16 protein-coding genes are annotated in these 17,942 nt (G+C 46.7%); 4 read left to right on the top strand and 12 right to left on the bottom strand.

The window, feature by feature from the left end; translation table 11 throughout:
- Positions 1–28: 28 nt before the first annotated feature.
- Together C6W44_RS01160 and C6W44_RS01150 are read right to left on the bottom strand one after the other, a co-directional pair.
- A complete protein-coding gene (locus tag C6W44_RS01160) occupies positions 29–1,441 on the bottom strand; it encodes an efflux RND transporter periplasmic adaptor subunit (protein WP_105243886.1) in 1,413 nt (470 codons plus the stop codon).
- An 807-nt stretch (positions 1,442–2,248) separates the two neighbouring features.
- Positions 2,249–3,274 (bottom strand): polyprenyl synthetase family protein, encoded by a 1,026-nt coding sequence (locus tag C6W44_RS01150; protein WP_105243884.1) that lies wholly within the window; start codon positions 3,272–3,274, stop codon positions 2,249–2,251.
- 604 nt (positions 3,275–3,878) lie between these two features.
- Here C6W44_RS01150 and rplU point away from each other — a divergent pair.
- From rplU to lolA, 3 genes are all read left to right on the top strand, one after another.
- Entirely contained in the window at positions 3,879–4,190 is a 312-nt protein-coding gene (gene rplU / locus C6W44_RS01145; RefSeq protein WP_075100626.1) for a 50S ribosomal protein L21, read from the top strand.
- Between the two features lie 92 nt (positions 4,191–4,282).
- Positions 4,283–4,540, top strand: coding sequence for a 50S ribosomal protein L27 (gene rpmA / locus C6W44_RS01140; RefSeq protein WP_075100627.1), 258 nt, complete (start codon positions 4,283–4,285; stop codon positions 4,538–4,540).
- A gap of 532 nt (positions 4,541–5,072) precedes the next feature.
- Positions 5,073–5,759 (top strand): outer membrane lipoprotein chaperone LolA, encoded by a 687-nt coding sequence (gene lolA, locus C6W44_RS01135; RefSeq protein ID WP_105243883.1) that lies wholly within the window; start codon positions 5,073–5,075, stop codon positions 5,757–5,759.
- A 173-nt stretch (positions 5,760–5,932) separates the two neighbouring features.
- On the opposite strand, the gene C6W44_RS01130 is transcribed toward lolA, so the two are convergent.
- The 10 genes from C6W44_RS01130 to mrdA all read right to left on the bottom strand — a co-directional run bounded on the left by C6W44_RS01130 (position 5,933) and on the right by mrdA (position 15,962).
- Entirely contained in the window at positions 5,933–7,087 is a 1,155-nt protein-coding gene (locus tag C6W44_RS01130; protein ID WP_100749529.1) for an RNA-guided endonuclease InsQ/TnpB family protein, read from the bottom strand.
- Positions 7,084–7,695, bottom strand: coding sequence for an IS607 family transposase (locus C6W44_RS01125; RefSeq protein WP_105243882.1), 612 nt, complete (start codon positions 7,693–7,695; stop codon positions 7,084–7,086). The genes C6W44_RS01130 and C6W44_RS01125 overlap by 4 nt, the downstream gene beginning before the upstream one ends.
- 162 nt (positions 7,696–7,857) lie before the next feature.
- Positions 7,858–8,424 (bottom strand): SMC-Scp complex subunit ScpB, encoded by a 567-nt coding sequence (scpB, locus tag C6W44_RS01120; RefSeq protein WP_075100629.1) that lies wholly within the window; start codon positions 8,422–8,424, stop codon positions 7,858–7,860.
- Between the two features lie 25 nt (positions 8,425–8,449).
- A complete protein-coding gene (locus C6W44_RS01115) occupies positions 8,450–9,367 on the bottom strand; it encodes a segregation and condensation protein A (RefSeq protein WP_227526316.1) in 918 nt (305 codons plus the stop codon).
- A 45-nt stretch (positions 9,368–9,412) separates the two neighbouring features.
- Positions 9,413–10,480: a tryptophan--tRNA ligase gene (gene trpS / locus C6W44_RS01110; RefSeq protein WP_105243881.1), complete on the bottom strand. Its 1,068-nt coding sequence runs from the start codon at positions 10,478–10,480 to the stop codon at positions 9,413–9,415.
- Between the two features lie 320 nt (positions 10,481–10,800).
- Positions 10,801–11,910: a lipid A biosynthesis acyltransferase gene (locus C6W44_RS01105; RefSeq protein ID WP_105243880.1), complete on the bottom strand. Its 1,110-nt coding sequence runs from the start codon at positions 11,908–11,910 to the stop codon at positions 10,801–10,803.
- A 235-nt stretch (positions 11,911–12,145) separates the two neighbouring features.
- A complete protein-coding gene (rpsI, locus tag C6W44_RS01100) occupies positions 12,146–12,532 on the bottom strand; it encodes a 30S ribosomal protein S9 (protein WP_075100631.1) in 387 nt (128 codons plus the stop codon).
- A 10-nt stretch (positions 12,533–12,542) separates the two neighbouring features.
- Complete coding sequence (gene rplM, locus C6W44_RS01095; protein ID WP_075100632.1) at positions 12,543–12,971, bottom strand: 50S ribosomal protein L13; 429 nt, start codon at positions 12,969–12,971, stop codon at positions 12,543–12,545.
- A gap of 261 nt (positions 12,972–13,232) precedes the next feature.
- The gene (rsmD, locus tag C6W44_RS01090; RefSeq protein WP_105243879.1) at positions 13,233–13,937 is read right to left on the bottom strand and encodes a 16S rRNA (guanine(966)-N(2))-methyltransferase RsmD; all 705 of its coding nucleotides are present in this window, start codon (positions 13,935–13,937) and stop codon (positions 13,233–13,235) included.
- 57 nt (positions 13,938–13,994) lie between these two features.
- A complete protein-coding gene (gene mrdA, locus C6W44_RS01085; protein ID WP_105243878.1) occupies positions 13,995–15,962 on the bottom strand; it encodes a penicillin-binding protein 2 in 1,968 nt (655 codons plus the stop codon).
- A gap of 574 nt (positions 15,963–16,536) precedes the next feature.
- Here mrdA and C6W44_RS01080 point away from each other — a divergent pair.
- Positions 16,537–17,871, top strand: a complete 1,335-nt coding sequence (locus C6W44_RS01080; protein ID WP_105243877.1) for a hypothetical protein — start codon at positions 16,537–16,539, stop codon at positions 17,869–17,871.
- Positions 17,872–17,942: the final 71 nt, after the last annotated feature.

Below are 17,942 nucleotides of genomic sequence, written 5' to 3'. Positions count from 1 at the left end.
CCCTAAGTCTTCCTATCTTTGAATGGAATTAGTTAGCAGCGGCTTCTGTTGATTTTTCTTTGGTAGCGTTGTTTTCAGAGGTGTCATTACCAGCTGGCTTCTTATCCATTGTTTTTGCCGCTTGCTGCGGTGTTTTGGCTTCAGCACCTTTTGCAGATGGTGCTGGATTGGCGCTCTCTAGTGGTTTTACCACCACTTCTTGCTCAGGTTTGACCTTCGAACCACCAATAACGACCAATTTATCACCCGCTTGCAGGCCATCTGTGACCACCCATTGTCCATCATAAGTACCATTGATGGTGACTGGACGCACTTGGATTTTGTTGTTTTTGTCAGCGATGTACACTTGCGTGTCGCCTTTAGGCGTACGCATGACCGCACTTTGTGGTACTAAGGCGGCGTTGGTGATGACGCTCTGCGTGAGGCGAGCGGTGACGTACATGCCTGGCAACAAGATATTGTTGCTATTTGGGAAAATCGCTCGCAAGGTGACCGCGCCTGTGGATTCATCGACTTTGGCCTCAGACAGCGCAAGCTTACCGCGTACCGGATAGACCGAGCCGTCTTCTAATACCAGCTCCACAGAGTTCATACCTGGCTGTGCTTTGCCTTCAGAGATTTGTTGGCGTAGCTTTAGTAGCTCAGATGATGACTGACTGATATCGACATAGATAGGGTCTAAGCGAGAGATGGTCACCAACGGATCGGGCTGACCTGCGCTCACTAGTGTACCCGCCGTCACGCTTGAGCGGCCCGTGCGACCCGTCAATGGCGCACGTACGATGGTACGGTTGAGGTCTAGCGTGCTGGCTTGTAGCCCAGCCTTAGCCGTTTGAATGCTTGCTTTGGCACTCTCGATGCCAGCTTGGGTCTGTGCGACAGCGGCCGCCGCGCTTTGTACAGCAGCTTGTGCGGTGCGTACCGCGGTTTGTGCTTGTTCGTATTGCTGCTTGGAGATGGCATCGATATCGACCAGCCCTTGCAGACGTTGTAAGTCGTTTTGCGCCTGCGCCAATGATGCTTGGCGGCTGGCTAGCTCAGCTTTGGCATTGGCGTTGTTGGCCTGTGCTGTCTGATAGTTGGCTTGTGCTTGTTGCACCGCGGCTTGCCCACTGGCGACAGAAGACGCATAGTTGTCGGTATTGATACGATAAAGGGGCTGGCCTTTTTTGACGTTACTGCCTTCACGGAACAGCACTTCGTCGATGACACCATTGACCTGTGGGCGGACGTCAGCGGTTTGATACGCGGCGGTACGTCCGGAGAATGTTTGTACTTGAGGGACGGTATCAAATGTGACGGTTTGGACGTTGACGACCGCAGGCGGCATCTGCTGCTGAGCGGCTTCAGCGCCAGCGGCGTCCTCGTTTTTGTCACAGCCAACCAGTACAGCTCCAGATAGCACAGATGCTATTACAAGCGCAAGAGTAGAATGCTTCATCAATGTCCTCGGCAATATCTATAAAGAATAATGGCAGTATAAAAAGTTTATCAATAAATTTTGATGTACGAAATATCGAGGGCCTACTTATTCTGCACATTCATGCCAGTACGGCATACTCAACCTTTGAGTCAATGGATTTAATAAAAATCGCTAGTAAGGCAGCCAGTAGCGAGTTTGATTGAGACGCGATTTGGTAAATGTGATATTAGAAGTTTAGGCAGACCACAAAGTAGGTTAGTAAATTTAAAGAGTTATTATAAACTATTGGGGTAACCCCACAGTCAAGTGATTCACGATAGGAAAGCTGACAAAAACTGACCGCACTGTGCTCGCTGAGTAAATAAAATCCCGCCATAGTAACTGCTACACCAACTAGCAGCTAATAAGAAGACATACAACCCGCTATGCAAATTTATTGTAATTTTTTGTTATAATTGTAAAGCCATAGTGTTATTGAGGTTTTAAAACCGCCAAAAATCTGCTTTGTCAATAAATTGACGAATTTATCAACCCCTAATTATGACCTTTAAAATATAGCGACTTAGACCAGTCAGTAGCCTCTAATGAGCGTGGTCAAATATCATCCAACCTTCAAAAATCCTTACATGATTATAGTACTGCAAAGATTTATGAAACTTAAAGAAAGGTAACTATTTAACTGGTATGTTGGTTTTGAAGAGAATAAGTTTTTGAAGAGTGTCGCTTTTAAGTTATGGGATTGCTGTTCATTGATTGCTAAAAAATGAGTCGTCTTAATTAGCCGATTATTTTAATTAGTCGATAACATAGACGACTCATATTTAATTATACCAATCGTGCGCTAGCAAGCTCAGTCAGCTGGTACAGACCTTGACGGTAGCGGTTGTCAGGCAGTGTGCCCAGTGCTTGCTGTGCCAATCTTGTCTCCTCTAGTGCACGCTGTTTACAGTAATCTAATGCGCCGGAGCTGCGTACCAACTCAATAAGCTGCTCAGCATTCGGTGTTTTACCCGTCTGTACCGCAATTCTTAGCTGCTCATAGCCCTCATGGTTTTGGTCTTTTAAAAGCTCAAGTGCTTTGATAGTTGGCAGAGTAGGCTTGCCTTCTGCAAGATCATCGCCTAGGTTTTTGCCCATTACCTCACTATCCCCACTATAATCAAGGACATCATCGATAATTTGAAAGGCATTACCAAAGTGCTGTCCAAAGTCGCCTAGCGCAGCCATATATTCTGTCTTGCCTTGCAAAATCGCCGCGCCTTGGGTCGCCATCATAAACAGCCGTGAGGTTTTGCCATCGATGATGTTGAGATAATCTGTCTCAGTGGCCTCAGGATTATGCTGATGCTGCAACTGCAAGACTTCGCCTTCAGCAATATCACAAGTACCATCAGAGAAGACTTGCAACAATGGCAAGCTTTGAAAACCAACCAAAAGATTAAAGGCACGGGCGATTAGATAATCACCGACCAGTACGGCGGTGGCGTTGTCCCATGTGGCGTTTGCCGTCGGTTTACCGCGGCGCTGTCCTGATTCATCGATCACATCGTCATGCACTAAGGTTGCGGTATGTAGCATCTCAGTAATGGCGGCTAGGTGCATCGCTTTTTCTGATGGATTGTCGTCAAACATACGCGCACAAAGCAGCGTAATCAGTGGGCGCATACGTTTGCCCCCTGCATTGATCACATGCTGTGAGACGCTCATGACGAGTTGTACTTTGGAGTTCAGGCTGCCAAATACTTGTTTGTCCATGATCTCAAAATCATCGGCCACGATACTTTGGATATCGGCATAGCTGGGCGTGGGCTGAGCGTTAGGCGTATTCGAGTCTAAAAGGGTGCTGGTCATAATAAATCGTCATATCAGTCAAAATAAAAAAGTTTGGTAGCCTCGGTCTTATATAGCAAAGGCGTCGTTTTGGTTATAATAGCATAGCTGTGTTTTTGAATGGTTGGTTAAAGTGTAGTGCGCTGACGCTGACGCTGACGCTGACGCTGATAGGTGCTGGGCTGGGAAGGTAGACGCTAAAAGCTAAAAGCCAACCGAGGATAGGCGTTAAAAATAACCAAAGAGTAAATAAAGAACTGTAAGTCACTGATTATATAAGCTATAATGGCCACCGTTAGGCATTAGCCATTCGTCGTATTTGCTAGCGTGTCTGCTAGACTAAGCAACTGGGCATTCACAATCATTGATTGTAAGTTGTAAACAGTCACTGGCCATAAAAAGTGTGTAGCAATAGCGGCCGCCTTTATAAAGCTTGATCGTCACTGACAAGCAGAGAGATACGGACGATGGTATTCAGGTAACCACCTTACAAAAACAAGAGGCGCGGCTTGCTTTTATGAGCAAAAAGCCGTAAAATCTTGCCTTTAATTTTTCCCTGTCGTGTTCGTTATCGAAGCGTTGATATAACATCAGCCACGGCACACGGGTTAAACGGAGTCATACAATGTACGCAGTAATCAAAACTGGTGGTAAGCAGCACCGCGTTGTCGTCGATGAGCTTTTAAAAGTTGAGCTACTAAAAGCAGAAAAAGGCGAGACAATCAAACTAGAAGACGTGTTGATGGTTGTTGACGGCGATAACGTCAAAATCGGTCAGCCTGTTGTTGAAGGCGCTAGCGTAGAAGTTGAAGTGGTTGAGCATGGTCGCGGCGAAAAAATCCGTATCATCAAGCACAACCGTCGTAAGCACTATCACAAAGAGCAAGGTCACCGCCAATGGTACACCTTGTTAAAAATCAAAGCCATTAATGCCTAATTCCCTATTTAGCGATTATCGCTAAACTAGCGCACTAAATGCTTAAGAGTTATCGCATTGGCGGTAAGTCACATTAACAAGGAGATTTTCTCATGGCACATAAAAAAGCTGCCGGTTCGACTCGTAACGGTCGTGATTCAAACCCAAAAATGCTCGGCGTAAAAATCTTTGGTGGCCAAGCTATCACAGCTGGTAACATCATCGTACGTCAACGTGGTACAGAGTTCCACGCAGGCGAAGGCGTTGGCATGGGTCGTGACCATACTTTATTTGCCCTAAATGACGGCGTTGTAAAGTTTGCGACCAAAGGTAAGTTCAACCGTCGTTATGTATCGGTTGAAAGCGCATAATTCATGGCCTATAACGGCTTAGCAATGATGCGACGTCATTTTATTTATCTTTCATTTGTATAAAATGACGACAAAAAAGCTTCTACTGTCTGAGGGCAGTAGAAGCTTTTTTTATGCCAGTCATTTCTCACGAACATTATTGAGCGTTTTGAGCTAATTGCTTTGAGCTAAGTGTTTTGTTGGGCGCTCTGTATCAGCCATTATCTGCCAGCTTACGAGTTTAAAAGACGGCTATTGGTCTATTAGACAACCGGTTTGGAAGGAATCTAAAAACTTGCCCAATCGCGCGCCATAGGGCAGTGCGTTTGGTTTATGATGTATAGTCGCCGCGCGTCAATCAGTTACAAGCGTGTATGGCAGCCGTAGTAAAGATTGCAAACGATGACTAGGCGTGTAATAAAAAAACTGGCACACTGTCTGCATTGTTTACTCACGTCGATTTTTTGGCGCGAGATAAGCACTTATTGAAAAAAACAATTTTAATGAAGACATTTTATTTTTATGCGATTTGTATGTTGAGAGAGGAATGAGTATGACTGTATCTAGCAAACGAACCACTTTAACACAAAAACTGATGAGCAGTGCGTTGACAGGCGTGTTGATGACATCGCTTGGCGTGGCTGCCCCTATGATGGCGATCAGCCAATCAGCAACCGCCGCCCCCGCGGACAATTTAACAGCCGCTAAGCGCTTAAATAAGCTTTTGGCAAACACCAAAAGTATGACCGCAAACTTTAGCCAAACCACCAAAGGCGCCAATAGTGGCACCTTCACAGGTACGATGAGCGTACAGCGTCCCAATAATTTTCGCTGGGAAACCAAATCCCCATCGCAGCAGCTTATCGTGGCCAACGGCAACTCGATGTGGGTCTATGATAAAGACTTAGAGCAAGCGAGCAAACAAAATGTCGATAGCCAAGTAGGCAACACGCCAGCGTTATTGCTGTCGGGTGATCCCAGTAAAATTGATAAAAACTTCAAAATCACCCAGCCTTATGATAATAAAAACTACTACGTGCTTTATCCAAAAGCTGATAGTGCGAGCTTTAAGAGCCTGTCGATGAGCTTTAGCGGCGGCAAGCCTGTGATGATGGTGCTTAATGACAGTTTGGGTCAGACTACTTCTATCAAGTTTAGCAATATCAAGCTAAACCCGAGTATTGGTAGTAGCCAGTTTAAATTCACCCCGCCAAAGGGTGTGGACGTCATCAATCAGTAAGTTTAGCCGTTCCAAAAATCTTACTCAAACCTATCCAATATTGACTATTAGATAGGTTTGACGTTTTCTTTCTGCTTCATTGTCACGCGCTATTTCTCATTTGAGATTTAGACTGACCACGACTCCACAGACTTTTTTAATTGGCGATGGAACTCACCGTCCAATAAACAGGATTATGCAGCTGTTAAAATAACAGTCGCGTTATTTAAAATATTGATGCTGGCGTTGAGGTCACGGTCATGAGAAACCTGACAGTTAGGGCACAACCACTCACGCATTTTCAATATTAGCTCATCTTTACCAAGGATATGATTGCAGTTTGAACAGGTTTTTGAGCTTGGGTAGAAGGGTCCGACTGATTTCACAACCTTGCCTTGCTCAGTGGCTTTGTAGATAAGCTGTCGCTTAAACTCAAAGAAACCCAAGTCACTGATAGCTCTTGATAGCCGCCTGTTCTTAACCATACCTTTGACATTCAAATCCTCAATCGCAATCACATCGAACTCATTAACCAGACTTGTTGTGATTTGATGGAGAGAATCTTGCCTAATACACCTGATCTTATAGTGCAAACGAGAGAGCTTGGTTTTCGCTTTTTCTCTGTTTTTACTGCCTTTTTTAGTGCGACTGAGCGCTTTGTTTAGCGTTCTTAGTTTTTTAAGGTTTGCTTGAAGTGGTTTTGGCGCTTTAATTTTAGTGCCGTCTGATAAAACCAGTAAGTCGGTAATACCAAGATCAACACCAACGCTTTTACCTGTCTTTTTAGTAGGAATTACAGCTTTTTGTATTTCAACAGCCACACTAACAAACCACTTACCGCCACGTTTAGAGATGGTGGCTGACATGATCTTGCCGTCAAAACGTAAAGCTTCTTTTAAGCGAACCCAGCCCAAGTTTGGGATACGAATGGATTTACCTTTAATGGCAAATTGGTCGTTGGATAAACTGAATCTATCGTCACGGCCTTTTTTACGAGCGGTTGGGTATTTCGCTAAGCCTTTAAAGAAGTTGTTATAAGCATCACCCAACTGCATGATTGCCGCCTGCGGAGCGCATTTGGTCACTTCCAGCATATAGGGGAATAATTCACGCTTAATGGCGTTCAATTCGCGTCTGAGCTTCGCCTGTGAGGGCTTGTTTAGATTTTTAGTATCAACCTCAACGCCTGCGGCCAAACACGCATCACGGTACGCTTTGTCAAGCGCATACTGCCGCTGCCACTCATGCAAAGCCCAGTTGTAGGCTTTTCTCGCCACGCCACAAGCACGAGCAAGGTGATTTGCCTGTACGTTGTTTGGCTTGAGTTCGATAATGTGTCCACGGATCATAATGCTTTTTTAACCGCCTCTATTAATTGTTGGTTTTTCTTGCTGCAAGAGCCGTATAGCCTCGCTGAAAATACGGTGATAATCTCCAATACATCTTGGGCTAATTCTTGCTCAAAACTCAATTCTTCACCTTGATTGATTATTACCACTTCAACGTCACGAGCTTCACACAACATGAAAACCAGTTCTGCACCAAATCGTAAAAGCCTGTCTTTATGGGTAATTACCAGCCGTTCAACTTTATTGCTCAGTATATCATCAAGCAGGTTTTTTAAGCCTTTCTTTTTATAATCCATTCCACTACCAAGATCGGTAATCGTCTCAAAAGTCCAGCCTTGCCTGGCACAATAAAGTTCCAAAACTTGAGACTGGAGAAGTAAGTCGTCTTTTTGATCACGACTCGACACACGAGCATAAGCAATGGTTTTTCGGTCTAATTTAGGTGGTGTATTCAAGGAATGCGGTCTGATTTCACTTAAATCATATCGCCTATGCCCGTTTTCGGTTCGCTTGGCGACTAACGTACCATCCTCATCCCAACGTCTTAATGTGGATTGAGCAACCCCGAAATGTTTGGCAGCCTCCCCAATACTAACCAGTTTCCCCATAACTTGCTCTCTATATAATAGATATAATCTATCTATTATAGTAATAAATAGGTAGGTTTGTATATGTTTTATTTAACTGTTTGCAACCCTCAAAACAAACGACTATGTATAAAAAAAAGGACAAGCCTTGCGTGGTTTGTCCTTTTTTATGGCAGCAAGACTCTAAGACATCGCTTGGATAGCTTCCATATCTGGCATAGGCGGCAGTTCATCCAAATGTGTTAGCCCAAATGCGTCCAAAAACTGCGGCGTGGTATGCAGCAGTGCAGGGCGCCCTAAGGTGTCTTTATAGCCTTCCTCGACGATCCAGCCTTTATCAAACAGTTGGCGCAAGATGTTACTCGATAGCGTCACGCCGCGGACATGCTCGATATCGCTACGGGTCACAGGCTGCTTATAGGCGATGACGCTTAGAGTCTCAAGCAGGGCTTGGCTTAGGCGCTCTTGGCGCTGCGGGAACACACGCTGAATGAGCGCGCTATAGTCGTCAGAGATTTGTAGTCGATAACCACTGGCGGTCTTGTGCAGACTGAGCACGCCGCTGGCTAAGCGTAATTGTAACCGCTCTAGCGCTTGGGTCAGCTCTTCGACCGTTAACGACAGCTGTTTTTTTAAGACCGTGTCAGTAAGAGGTGTCTCTGATGCGTGCAACAGCACTTCGATATGCTTACTCATCGTCTCTAAATAATCGTCCGTCTGTGTTGGCGATTGGTGCTGGTTGTCTGTCATTGCATATATTCTCTACTAAAAACTATTAAGCCAGCCACTGTAGCGTTAGGTGTCCTATGTGGTCGTTTTCTGCAGCCCCTTTATCAGCATCAGTACCAGCATCGTTAGGACGGCTTTCTAAATCGGTATTTACAACGCCAACCAGCTGCCGTTTTATCAGCTCCAGTACGGCAACGAAGCTGACCACCACACCGATCTTACCTTGGGTATTGTCCAACAGCTCATAAAATGAGCGCGCGCCATCCGTGCTTAGCTGACGGCTGATGCTGGCGATGCGATCAGACAGCGGCACGGTATCGACTTTGATGGTGTGCATCTGATAATCAGGCTGCAACTGCATCTTAAACAAACTATCGATCAACAGAGTTGGTGAATAGCTAGGTAATTCGGCGCTCATCACCTCGGTGCTGGGCATGCTGACCATCGCCAAAAACACATCGCGCTCAAGACGCACCAGATTGTCCAAGCGTTGACTGACCGCCTTGATCTGTGCGTATTCTTCAAGGCGCTCGATCAGCTCTGCCTTTGGGTCACGCTCATCGCTTGGCACCTCAGGCGTGGGCAGTAGCAGTTCAGATTTGATCGCAATCAATGTGGATGCCATCAGTAAGTAGTCGCCCGCCAGCTCAAAATGCTCGGTATCTAGCTCACTGATATAAGCCAGATACTGCTCTGTGATAGGCAAGATGGGCATTTGCGTGAGATCGACGTTGTTTTTTTTGACCAGATACAATAAAAAATCAAGTGGCCCGGCAAATTGCTCAAGCCAAATGGCAAAGGCCCCAGGCGGCACGTACAGATCATCGGGCAGATGTTGTACGGGCGTTTGATAGATACGTAGCGGTATTTGGCTGATAGCGGTGCTGTCTTTTTTGTCAGGCGTGCTAGCAGACAAAGCCGCTTTATCTAAAGCGGCTGATTGTTTGGTCGTTGAGGTTTGCATGTTTAGCACCCGTCCTGATGGCGACGTACTTTGCCACGTAAGGAGCTATTTAAGTTTGGCAAGTGGACGTATTCCAATAGCACGGCGGGCCTTGTCTAACTGTTTTCGGCTATGACGGCGCGCTTTGTTCGCCCCCATTTGCAGGATTTCTTCAAGCTCTTTGGGGTTGGCCATCAGCTCCTCATAACGCGCGCGAAATGGCGCAATCTCGCTATTTATTTTATCAAACAATACTTGCTTGGCATCACCCCAGCCGATACCAGCGGCATACTGTGCGCGCATATCCGCGATTTCTTCAGCAGTGGCAAAGGCTTTGTAAACCTCAAAAAGTGCTGAGTCATCAGGGTCTTTTGGCTCATCTGGCAATTGCGAGTTGGTGACGATTTTCATGATGGCTTTGTGCATTTGCTTTTCAGCGCTGACTTGCGGATTGGGTTCACCGAATAGAGGAATGGTGTTGCTATAGCTTTTGCTCATCTTACGACCATCAAGCCCTGTCAGCAGAGGGATGTCTTCATCAACGACCGCTGAGGGGAGGGTAAAGAGCGGTTTATAGCGATGGTTAAAGGTGCCAGCGATGTCACGCGCCATCTCGATGTGCTGTACTTGGTCACGGCCTACGGGGACGTGGGTGGCGTTGAACATTAAGATATCCGCTGCCATGAGCACAGGATAGCCAAACAGCCCCATGTTGATGCCTTGGTCTGGATCGACATCTGCCTTTTCCATATTAATATCGACCGCCGCTTTATAGGCATGGGCACGGTTCATCAGACCTTTGGCGCATGAACAGTTCAAAATCCAAGCCAGCTCTGGTATCTCAGGCACATCCGACTGACGATAAAAAGTCACGCGCTCAGGGTCAAGACCACAAGCAATCCACGTCGCAGCAATGATTTTGGTTGACTCATGGATGACGGCAGGATCGTAGCAGCCGATGATGCCGTGGTAGTCAGCCAAAAAGAAAAACGCTTCATCGTCGCTATTTTGGATCGACTCAATCGCTGGACGAATGGCACCGACATAGTTACCTAGATGCGGGATACCTGTTGGTTTGATGCCAGTGAGGATGCGTTTGTGTTCTTTATTAGGGGCGTCAGTTTGATTAGTCATGAAAAATCCGTGGTTGGTTTACTTTTTAATTTATTAGAGTGCTATTAGGGCGTGTCCTCAATTCAATCGATAGCCATCTAAATGGGCTAAAAACGGCTAAGTCTGGCCAAACGGTGTCAAATAGCTGACGAATATCTTGATATTATCTGCGCTATTTTCCTTGCTTGGCGGCAATTTATCTCATTTTTATCGCCATTTTGAAAATGAGGACAGGCCCTAGTGTTTTTACTTAAGTAAAAGAGTGGTATTGACGTCAACGACTCAATTTGATGGCGCAAATTATAACAAATTTACCTACTGCTTTGTTTGGGTATCAATGTCTACTTATAAATATCTGTACGACCATCAGGGCCGTTTTTGAAGCGGCGATGGAACCACATCCACTGAGTCGGATCAATACGAATCAGTCCTTCTAATATCTCATTGACACGTGTGGCGTCAGCGACCTCGTCATTACTAGGATAGTTTTCCAGCGCTGGGGTAATGGTCAGGTGATAATGAGGACGTTTGCCTCGCGGTAGGTTATCAGGCGTTTGCCGATAGGTATGCAGTGCCATGAGGGCAGGTGGATGCTGTTTGTCACCCAGTTTTGCCATACGTCTGGCGGCGGTAATGGTGGCCGCTGGTACACCAAAAAACGGTGCCATCACCCCTTGTTTGAGGCCATAATCCTGATCGGGTGAGTACCAAATCACGTGTCCGGCTTTGATTGAGGTGACTAGGCTGCGCATATCGCGGCTAGAGATTTGCTTACCAAAGATAGTGGTGCGGCCGTTGTAGATAAACCAATCGAGCAATGGATTGTTTTGAGGTCGGTACATACAATCGGCGGCAAAAAACTGCGTACAGAGTAAACCGCCCAAATCGAGCATCGTATAGTGCGCGCCCAGTAAAATTACCGCGCGCCCTTCGTTTTGGGCGTTGACTAAGTGCTGCAAACCCGATATCGATACCGTACGGGTAAATACATTAGGACGGAACCAAGCACATAAGGTCTCAAACACACCGATGCCCTGATTGACAAACACTTGCTTTGCCATTAGCTCGCGTTCAGCTTCTGGTTTTTCTGGAAAGGCCAGCCTAAGGTTTATCAGCGTATCACGCCGACGCGAGCCTGCTACGGTATAAACCAAAATACCCAGCTTACGGCCCAACCAAAACTGCCAACGCAGCGGCAGATATATCATCGGTAATATAAAAAAGAATAATAGCCAAATGCCCCAGTATTTGGGCAACAAAAACTGCCATTCAAAAGGCTTTTTTTCTGCTTGTGCGGTGCGTTTGTGGTTTTGTGTGATGGTCGGCGTACCGGCAGGGATGGCCGGTGATTTGCTGTTGTTTTTGGCCGTATGATTAGGCGACGCAGGGCGTGAGCCTGATACATCAGTCTTTGGGTGCTTGCTGGGATCGTATTGTTCTGGCGCTTTCATAATAAGGATGAGGTAATAAAAGTTACTATCATGATGGGGTAGTGCTGAATACTTTGCAAGGTGGTTTTTGCGTATAGCAGGTTTTTGTAGAATAGTCTTAGAAAAACAGCCATAAAAAAACCTTATAAGCTGTGACCAGCTTATAAGGTTTTACAAATCTACTCTTTGGCTTAATGCGAATACGACTGTTTTGAGATAAAGCGGCCAATCGCAAAAAGATAAGAGATAGCTTTGATTAACGTTTTGAGAATTGTGGACGTTTACGTGCTTTACGTAGACCCAATTTCTTACGTTCGACTTGACGTGAGTCACGAGTAACAAAACCAGCTGATTTTAGAGCAGGCTTTAATGTTTCGTCAGCTTCGATCAATGCACGCGTGATGCCGTGGCGGATTGCGCCCGCTTGACCACTGATACCACCGCCTGCAACGGTTACATATAGATCGTATTCGTTAGCAGAGTCTAGTAACTCTAGTGGCTGACGAACGACCATGCGTGAAGTTTCACGGCTGAAGTATTCATCAAGTGGTTTACCGTTAACAACGATAGCACCAGTACCTTTCGCTAAAAAGACACGAGCAGTAGACGTCTTGCGGCGACCAGTTCCGTAATTGCGTTCCATAAGTGACTCCTTAGATGTCTAGTTCTTTAGGTTGCTGTGCAGTATGTGGATGTTCTTCCCCGGCATATAGCTTTAGCTTCTTAATCATCGCATAGCCAAGAGGACCTTTTGGAAGCATACCCTTAACAGCTTTGTATAGAACATCTTCAGGCTTATGTGCAATCAGCTTGGTGAAGTTGGTTTCTTTGATACCACCTGGGTAGCCACTGTGACGATAGTACTTTTTGTCTTGTGCTTTTTTACCCGTTACCGCGATTTTTTCTGCGTTGATGACAACGATAAAGTCACCAGTATCTACGTGCGGAGTATAAGAAGTTTTATGCTTGCCACGTAAGCGAGTAGCAATTTGAGTGGCTAAGCGACCAAGAGTTTTGCCGTCAGCATCTACGACATACCAGTCATGGGTCACTTCAGCTGGTTTTGCACTAAGTGTTTTCATGATAAAACCTTAAAATTAGAATTCGTTGAGAGTTTAGCTGGGAACGGGGCTCTCAAAAAACAGACTGCACATTATAAGCAGTAGCGCCTACGCTTGCAAGCTGCATTGGGGTTTATTTTTGCCTTTATGCATCAAACTGCAGCGTTTGGCCAGTTTTTAAGCGGTTTTAGACATTTTGTAGGTGTTGCGTGATTTTGCTAAAAGCGTGGAGGCAAAGAAAAGCGATTTGCTCATCACTCACTTTTTGCAAGCACGCTGCAATTATGACGGTACCAGCCGATAAAGTCCAGCGACAACTTGGCCAACTTTGGTTTGTTTTAGATAATCAAAGCTGATGCTTGTTGGTTCTGTCTGCGCCGCGCAGGTCGTTGATTGGCTAAGGTGGTCGGCCAATTGCTGCAATTGTTCCTCTAGTGCTTTGTCTGCCTCAAGATATAGCAGCGTGTCGCTTGTGATCAACGACTGCTCGATGAGCGTCGTCAAGATAGGCTGCCATAAGTCCTGCGCATACGGCGGATCGATAAAGACGATATCAAAGTGACGTTGCAATGTTTGAGTGTGCGTCAGGACGTGTTCGGCGGTACCTTGGATAATCTGATAACGATGAGTCTCTAAGCGTAGCTGCGTGGCGCTTCGCTCAAGTAAGCGGCATTGGGCAGGATTTGGCTCGATAAAGGTAGTGTGCGCGGCGCCGCGGGACAGTGCTTCAAACCCCAACACCCCACTGCCTGCACAGCTGTCGAGCACATAAGCGCCGTGTATATCAGCCAGTAACCAGTTGAATAATGTCTCGCGCAGGCGGTCGGGCGTCGGACGCAAGCCTTCGGCGTCGACGAATTGGACGATACGGCGCTTGTGTTCTCCACCGATGATGCGGACATCTCCGGCAGAGCTACTCTTTGCCAGATGGCTGGTTTTGGGTGTGCGGTTTTTAGCGGCGCGTCTGCTTGAGGATTTTTTTGTCATGGCTTGGGTTACCGTGTCTGGTCATGGTCTTTATTTTGCTTATTATTCCTATGTATCCTATTGTGCCGCTGCATTGGCAGTTTGCTCAGCTTGTGCTTTTTCTTCTTTATCACGCAGCGCCTCACGCATGGCTTTGTCAAACGCTTTTTGACGTTTAATGGCTTTTAGTTCGTCTGCTGTCGGTGGCAAGATAGGGTCATCGTGCCGCTGCAGTACCCAATAATCAAAGAGCGCGCGGCCAATTGGGGCGGCAACGGTACTACCGCCGCCACCGTTTTCGACCAGCACCGCCAGCGCGATTTGTGGGTCATCGACAGGGGCAAAGCCACTAAACCACGCGTGGTCCCAGTGGCGCTTATCGAGTGCAGACTTATCATAGCGCTTGCCTTGGGCGATGGACTTGACTTGTGCGGTACCCGTCTTGCCTGCGATGCGATATTTGGAGGTATAAATACGGCGTCCGGTACCGTTTTTTATCACGCTCTCCATCGCGTCATGCATGCGTAGCCAGTCTGAGGGCTTGCCATTGTAGTCGATTTTGCCATCCGGTTTGCTGATGATCTTTACATCCGCTGCGCCGTCGCTACTTTTGAGTAGATGCGGGGTGATATGTTGCCCTTTACTGGCCGTCATGGCGGTGGCGTTGGCTACCTGTAGCGGCGTCGCCAAAAAATACCCTTGACCGATACTGACTGAGATGGTTTCACCCGGTAGCCAGTCTTTATCATAAGTTTCTTTTTTCCACTTCGGCGATGGCATGATACCTGAACGCTCATGCGGCAAGTCAATACCCGTCTGCTCTCCAAAACCAAAGCGCACCATCCAGTCATGCAGGCGCTGAATGCCCATCTCATAGGCGAGTTTATAGTAGTAAGTGTCCACCGACATCACCACCGATTTTTTGAGGTCGACTGAGCCATGACCACCGCGTTTCCAGTCACGAAAACGGTGACTGTCGCCTGGCAAGCTAAAATACCCTGGGTCATAGATAGAGGTCTCCCACTCCCGTAGGCCATAATGCAGCGCGCCCAAGCCTTCAAAGGGCTTGATGGTAGAGGCAGGGGGATACATGCCCTGCAGCGCACGGTTGTACAGCGGCTGATCTGGGTCATCACGCAGGTCGCCATAATCTTTAAAGGAGATACCAGAGATAAAGGGATTAGGATCGTAGCTTGGGTTACTCACAAACGCCAGTACGTCGCCTGTTTTGGGGTCAATAGCCACAATGGCACCGCGGCGGCCATCTAGCTGCTGCTGGGCGACTTTTTGTAGGCCATAATCTAAGCTCAAAGTGATGTCGTTGCCCGCGATCGGTGGTTTGGTATCTAGTTGGCGGATGATATTGCCGTGTGCGTCGGTCTCAACCGATTGATAGCCTGGCTGCCCTAAGAGGATATCTTCATAATAATCTTCGATACCGATTTTACCGATGAGGTCAGTGCCTGCATAACGATCCTTGTCGATACGCTTGGTTTCTTTGTCATTGATACGGCCAACATAGCCAATGACATGGGCAAATAGCTCATCATAAGGGTAGGAGCGTGTCAGCTTACTTCGAATCGTCACGCCCCGAAAAAACGGTTTACGCTCGCTAAACTGCGCCACCTGTGCTTCGGTTAGGTCAATCTTGATGGTGACTGGATCGTTTTTGGCTTTATTCAGACGTGCCAAAATATCAGTGATGTCCGTCTCTGTCAGATCAAAAATAGGCGCCAGCAAGTTTAAGGTGCGCTCAGGGTTTTCGACCTCATCAGGGCTGAGCATCGCGGTAAAGACAGGTTGGTTGTCGGCCAAGATAATGCCGTTGCGATCATAGATATAGCCACGGCTCGGCGGCGCTGAAATCAGCTTGATACGGTTATTGTCCGCTTGCGTCGTATATTTATCATGCGCATAGACCTGCAGATAGCCATAACGCAGTATCAGACCACCCAAGCCTAGAAGTATAATAGCGCCAAAAATGATAATGCGATTGGTAAAAATACGATTGACCTGTTCGGTATTGGGAGTCAGCGGTTTATTCATAAAAATCAAAGCCCAAACGGTCAGCGAGTCAATAAAGCTGAGTCAGCAAAACATGGATAACAAAAAACAAGCAAACAAATAGACAGGTTTGCCAAAGCGCGGTAAGAATAAAGGATAATGCAAAGAGTTTCAATCACATAGATGGTCTTTGCTCAAAAAGATATCTTAGCAACTGACTAGCTGATATCTTATGTGGTTGGTGGACAAATTATAACAGAAGCTATGCGCGGGCGCAGTACTCGTCAGCGGGTTTGTCACGATTATCTGCTATCAGGCGCTATCTGGCCGACCACCATCATCAGGTCCATATAAAGTGAATATCAGTAGACACGACCTAAAAGGCGCGAATGTTATGTTGGATGGGCTTGTCAGCGCTGGCAGTGGCTCACCGTTATTTGTCAGATGAGTCACAAATTGCGCGCTGCGACGTGTGCTAATAAATAGCAAGTATGCTAAAATCAGGCGATTTGTTTTATAGTCGTTATGATGGCCGCGCGTCTTTTTGCCGCGCTCGAAGTTTGCTAACGCTCATTTACTAGCACCGACAATCAACCTGTCAGGAACCAGATAAATCATGGACGTAACTTCATTGTGGCAGACAATCGCTGAGCATCCAGAGTTTTTTGCCATGCTAACCATTCCGCCGGTGACCGCTTTTGTCACTTGGGCACACGTGTGGATGGCGCTCAAAATGCTGTTTTATCCGATTAAGTTTTGGGGTATTCGTATCCCAAACTTTCCGTTTTTTGGTTTGCCAGGTATTGGCTGGCAGGGTATCGTGCCGCGTAAAGCCGGTAAGATATCGGGTGTTATCGTCGATCAGACATTATCAAAGCTTGGGTCGCTTGATGAGTTTTTTCAGGCGATGGAGCCTGAGCAGATGGCGGTCTTTATCACGGAGACGGTCGATAAAAACCTTGAGATGTTGATTGATGAGATTATGCTCGATCATTCGCCAGCCTTATGGGGTAATTTGCCATATGCTGTCAAGCGCCGCGTCTATGCCCAAGCGCACAAAGAGCTGCCAAGCATCATGCAGTCCTTGGTGACGGATTTGACGTACCATGTCGAAGATCTTGTCGATATGCGTCAGATGATTGTCAATAAAATGGAGAGTGATCGCCGCTTGATGGTCAATATGTTTTTGAAAGTTGGCCAAAAAGAGATAGATTTTATCTGGCATATCAGTGCTTTGATTGGGCTGGTCTTTGGTATTATCCAGATGTTTATCTTTTTGGTGGTGCCGCAGCATTGGACCGTGCCGTTTTTTGCGGCGATTTGGGGCTTTTTGACCAATTGGATTGCGATTTGGATGGTGTTTAATCCCGTTGAGCCGCGTTTTATACCTTATGTGAAGTTTTTTACAGTTCGGCGCCGCTTTCCGTTTATTCAGCCGCAAATGCCGCACATTGCCCAGTACCGTTTGCAGGGCGGTTTTATGAAGCGGCAAGAAGAGGTCTCTGAGGTGTTTGCTGAGATTGTGGTGCGAGACTTGGTGACGTTAGAAAACATCATGAATGAGATGATGTATGGCGCGCGCGCGCCGCAGACGCGTGACTTGATGAAGTCGCATTTGTATCAGGTGTTAGAGTCGCCTGTGATCAGTACCACATTGCGTGTCGGGCTGGGCCGCCGTGAGTATGGTCAGCTAAAAAACACCATTATTGATAAGTCAATCGTGGCCACGATGGTGCCGCTGCGTGACCCTGAGCTCAATGAGAGCCGTGCCAGTAAAATATTTGGGATGTTTCGCGATCGGATTCGGGCACTGACGCCAAATGAGTTTCAAAACCTGCTGCGTCCTGCCTTTAAAGAGGACGAGATGACGCTGATCATCCTTGGTGGTTTGACAGGGTTTTTGGCAGGCTGGCTGCATTTGGTCTTGGTGTTTTTTCCTTCAGTACAGTGATCTGTCATGGGCGCATCGCTGAGTATCAGTATAAATAGCAGATACGTTTTTTGTATCAATGATTCCCATTG

It is taken from the genome of Psychrobacter sp. Marseille-P5312, assembly GCF_900291405.1.
Lineage (GTDB): Bacteria > Pseudomonadota > Gammaproteobacteria > Pseudomonadales > Moraxellaceae > Psychrobacter > Psychrobacter celer.
The sequence above is the reverse complement of the archived record's forward strand: the minus strand, read 5'-3'. Positions and strand labels throughout refer to the sequence as shown.

Coding starts and splice junctions, on each gene's coding strand:
- C6W44_RS01160 (WP_105243886.1), bottom strand. CDS start 1,441: ATGAAGCATTCTACTCTTGCGCTTGTAATAGCATCTGTGCTATCTGGA.
- C6W44_RS01150 (WP_105243884.1), bottom strand. CDS start 3,274: ATGACCAGCACCCTTTTAGACTCGAATACGCCTAACGCTCAGCCCACG.
- rplU (WP_075100626.1), top strand. CDS start 3,879: ATGTACGCAGTAATCAAAACTGGTGGTAAGCAGCACCGCGTTGTCGTC.
- rpmA (WP_075100627.1), top strand. CDS start 4,283: ATGGCACATAAAAAAGCTGCCGGTTCGACTCGTAACGGTCGTGATTCA.
- lolA (WP_105243883.1), top strand. CDS start 5,073: ATGACTGTATCTAGCAAACGAACCACTTTAACACAAAAACTGATGAGC.
- C6W44_RS01130 (WP_100749529.1), bottom strand. CDS start 7,087: ATGATCCGTGGACACATTATCGAACTCAAGCCAAACAACGTACAGGCA.
- C6W44_RS01125 (WP_105243882.1), bottom strand. CDS start 7,695: ATGGGGAAACTGGTTAGTATTGGGGAGGCTGCCAAACATTTCGGGGTT.
- scpB (WP_075100629.1), bottom strand. CDS start 8,424: ATGACAGACAACCAGCACCAATCGCCAACACAGACGGACGATTATTTA.
- C6W44_RS01115 (WP_227526316.1), bottom strand. CDS start 9,367: ATGCAAACCTCAACGACCAAACAATCAGCCGCTTTAGATAAAGCGGCT.
- trpS (WP_105243881.1), bottom strand. CDS start 10,480: ATGACTAATCAAACTGACGCCCCTAATAAAGAACACAAACGCATCCTC.
- C6W44_RS01105 (WP_105243880.1), bottom strand. CDS start 11,910: ATGAAAGCGCCAGAACAATACGATCCCAGCAAGCACCCAAAGACTGAT.
- rpsI (WP_075100631.1), bottom strand. CDS start 12,532: ATGGAACGCAATTACGGAACTGGTCGCCGCAAGACGTCTACTGCTCGT.
- rplM (WP_075100632.1), bottom strand. CDS start 12,971: ATGAAAACACTTAGTGCAAAACCAGCTGAAGTGACCCATGACTGGTAT.
- rsmD (WP_105243879.1), bottom strand. CDS start 13,937: ATGACAAAAAAATCCTCAAGCAGACGCGCCGCTAAAAACCGCACACCC.
- mrdA (WP_105243878.1), bottom strand. CDS start 15,962: ATGAATAAACCGCTGACTCCCAATACCGAACAGGTCAATCGTATTTTT.
- C6W44_RS01080 (WP_105243877.1), top strand. CDS start 16,537: ATGGACGTAACTTCATTGTGGCAGACAATCGCTGAGCATCCAGAGTTT.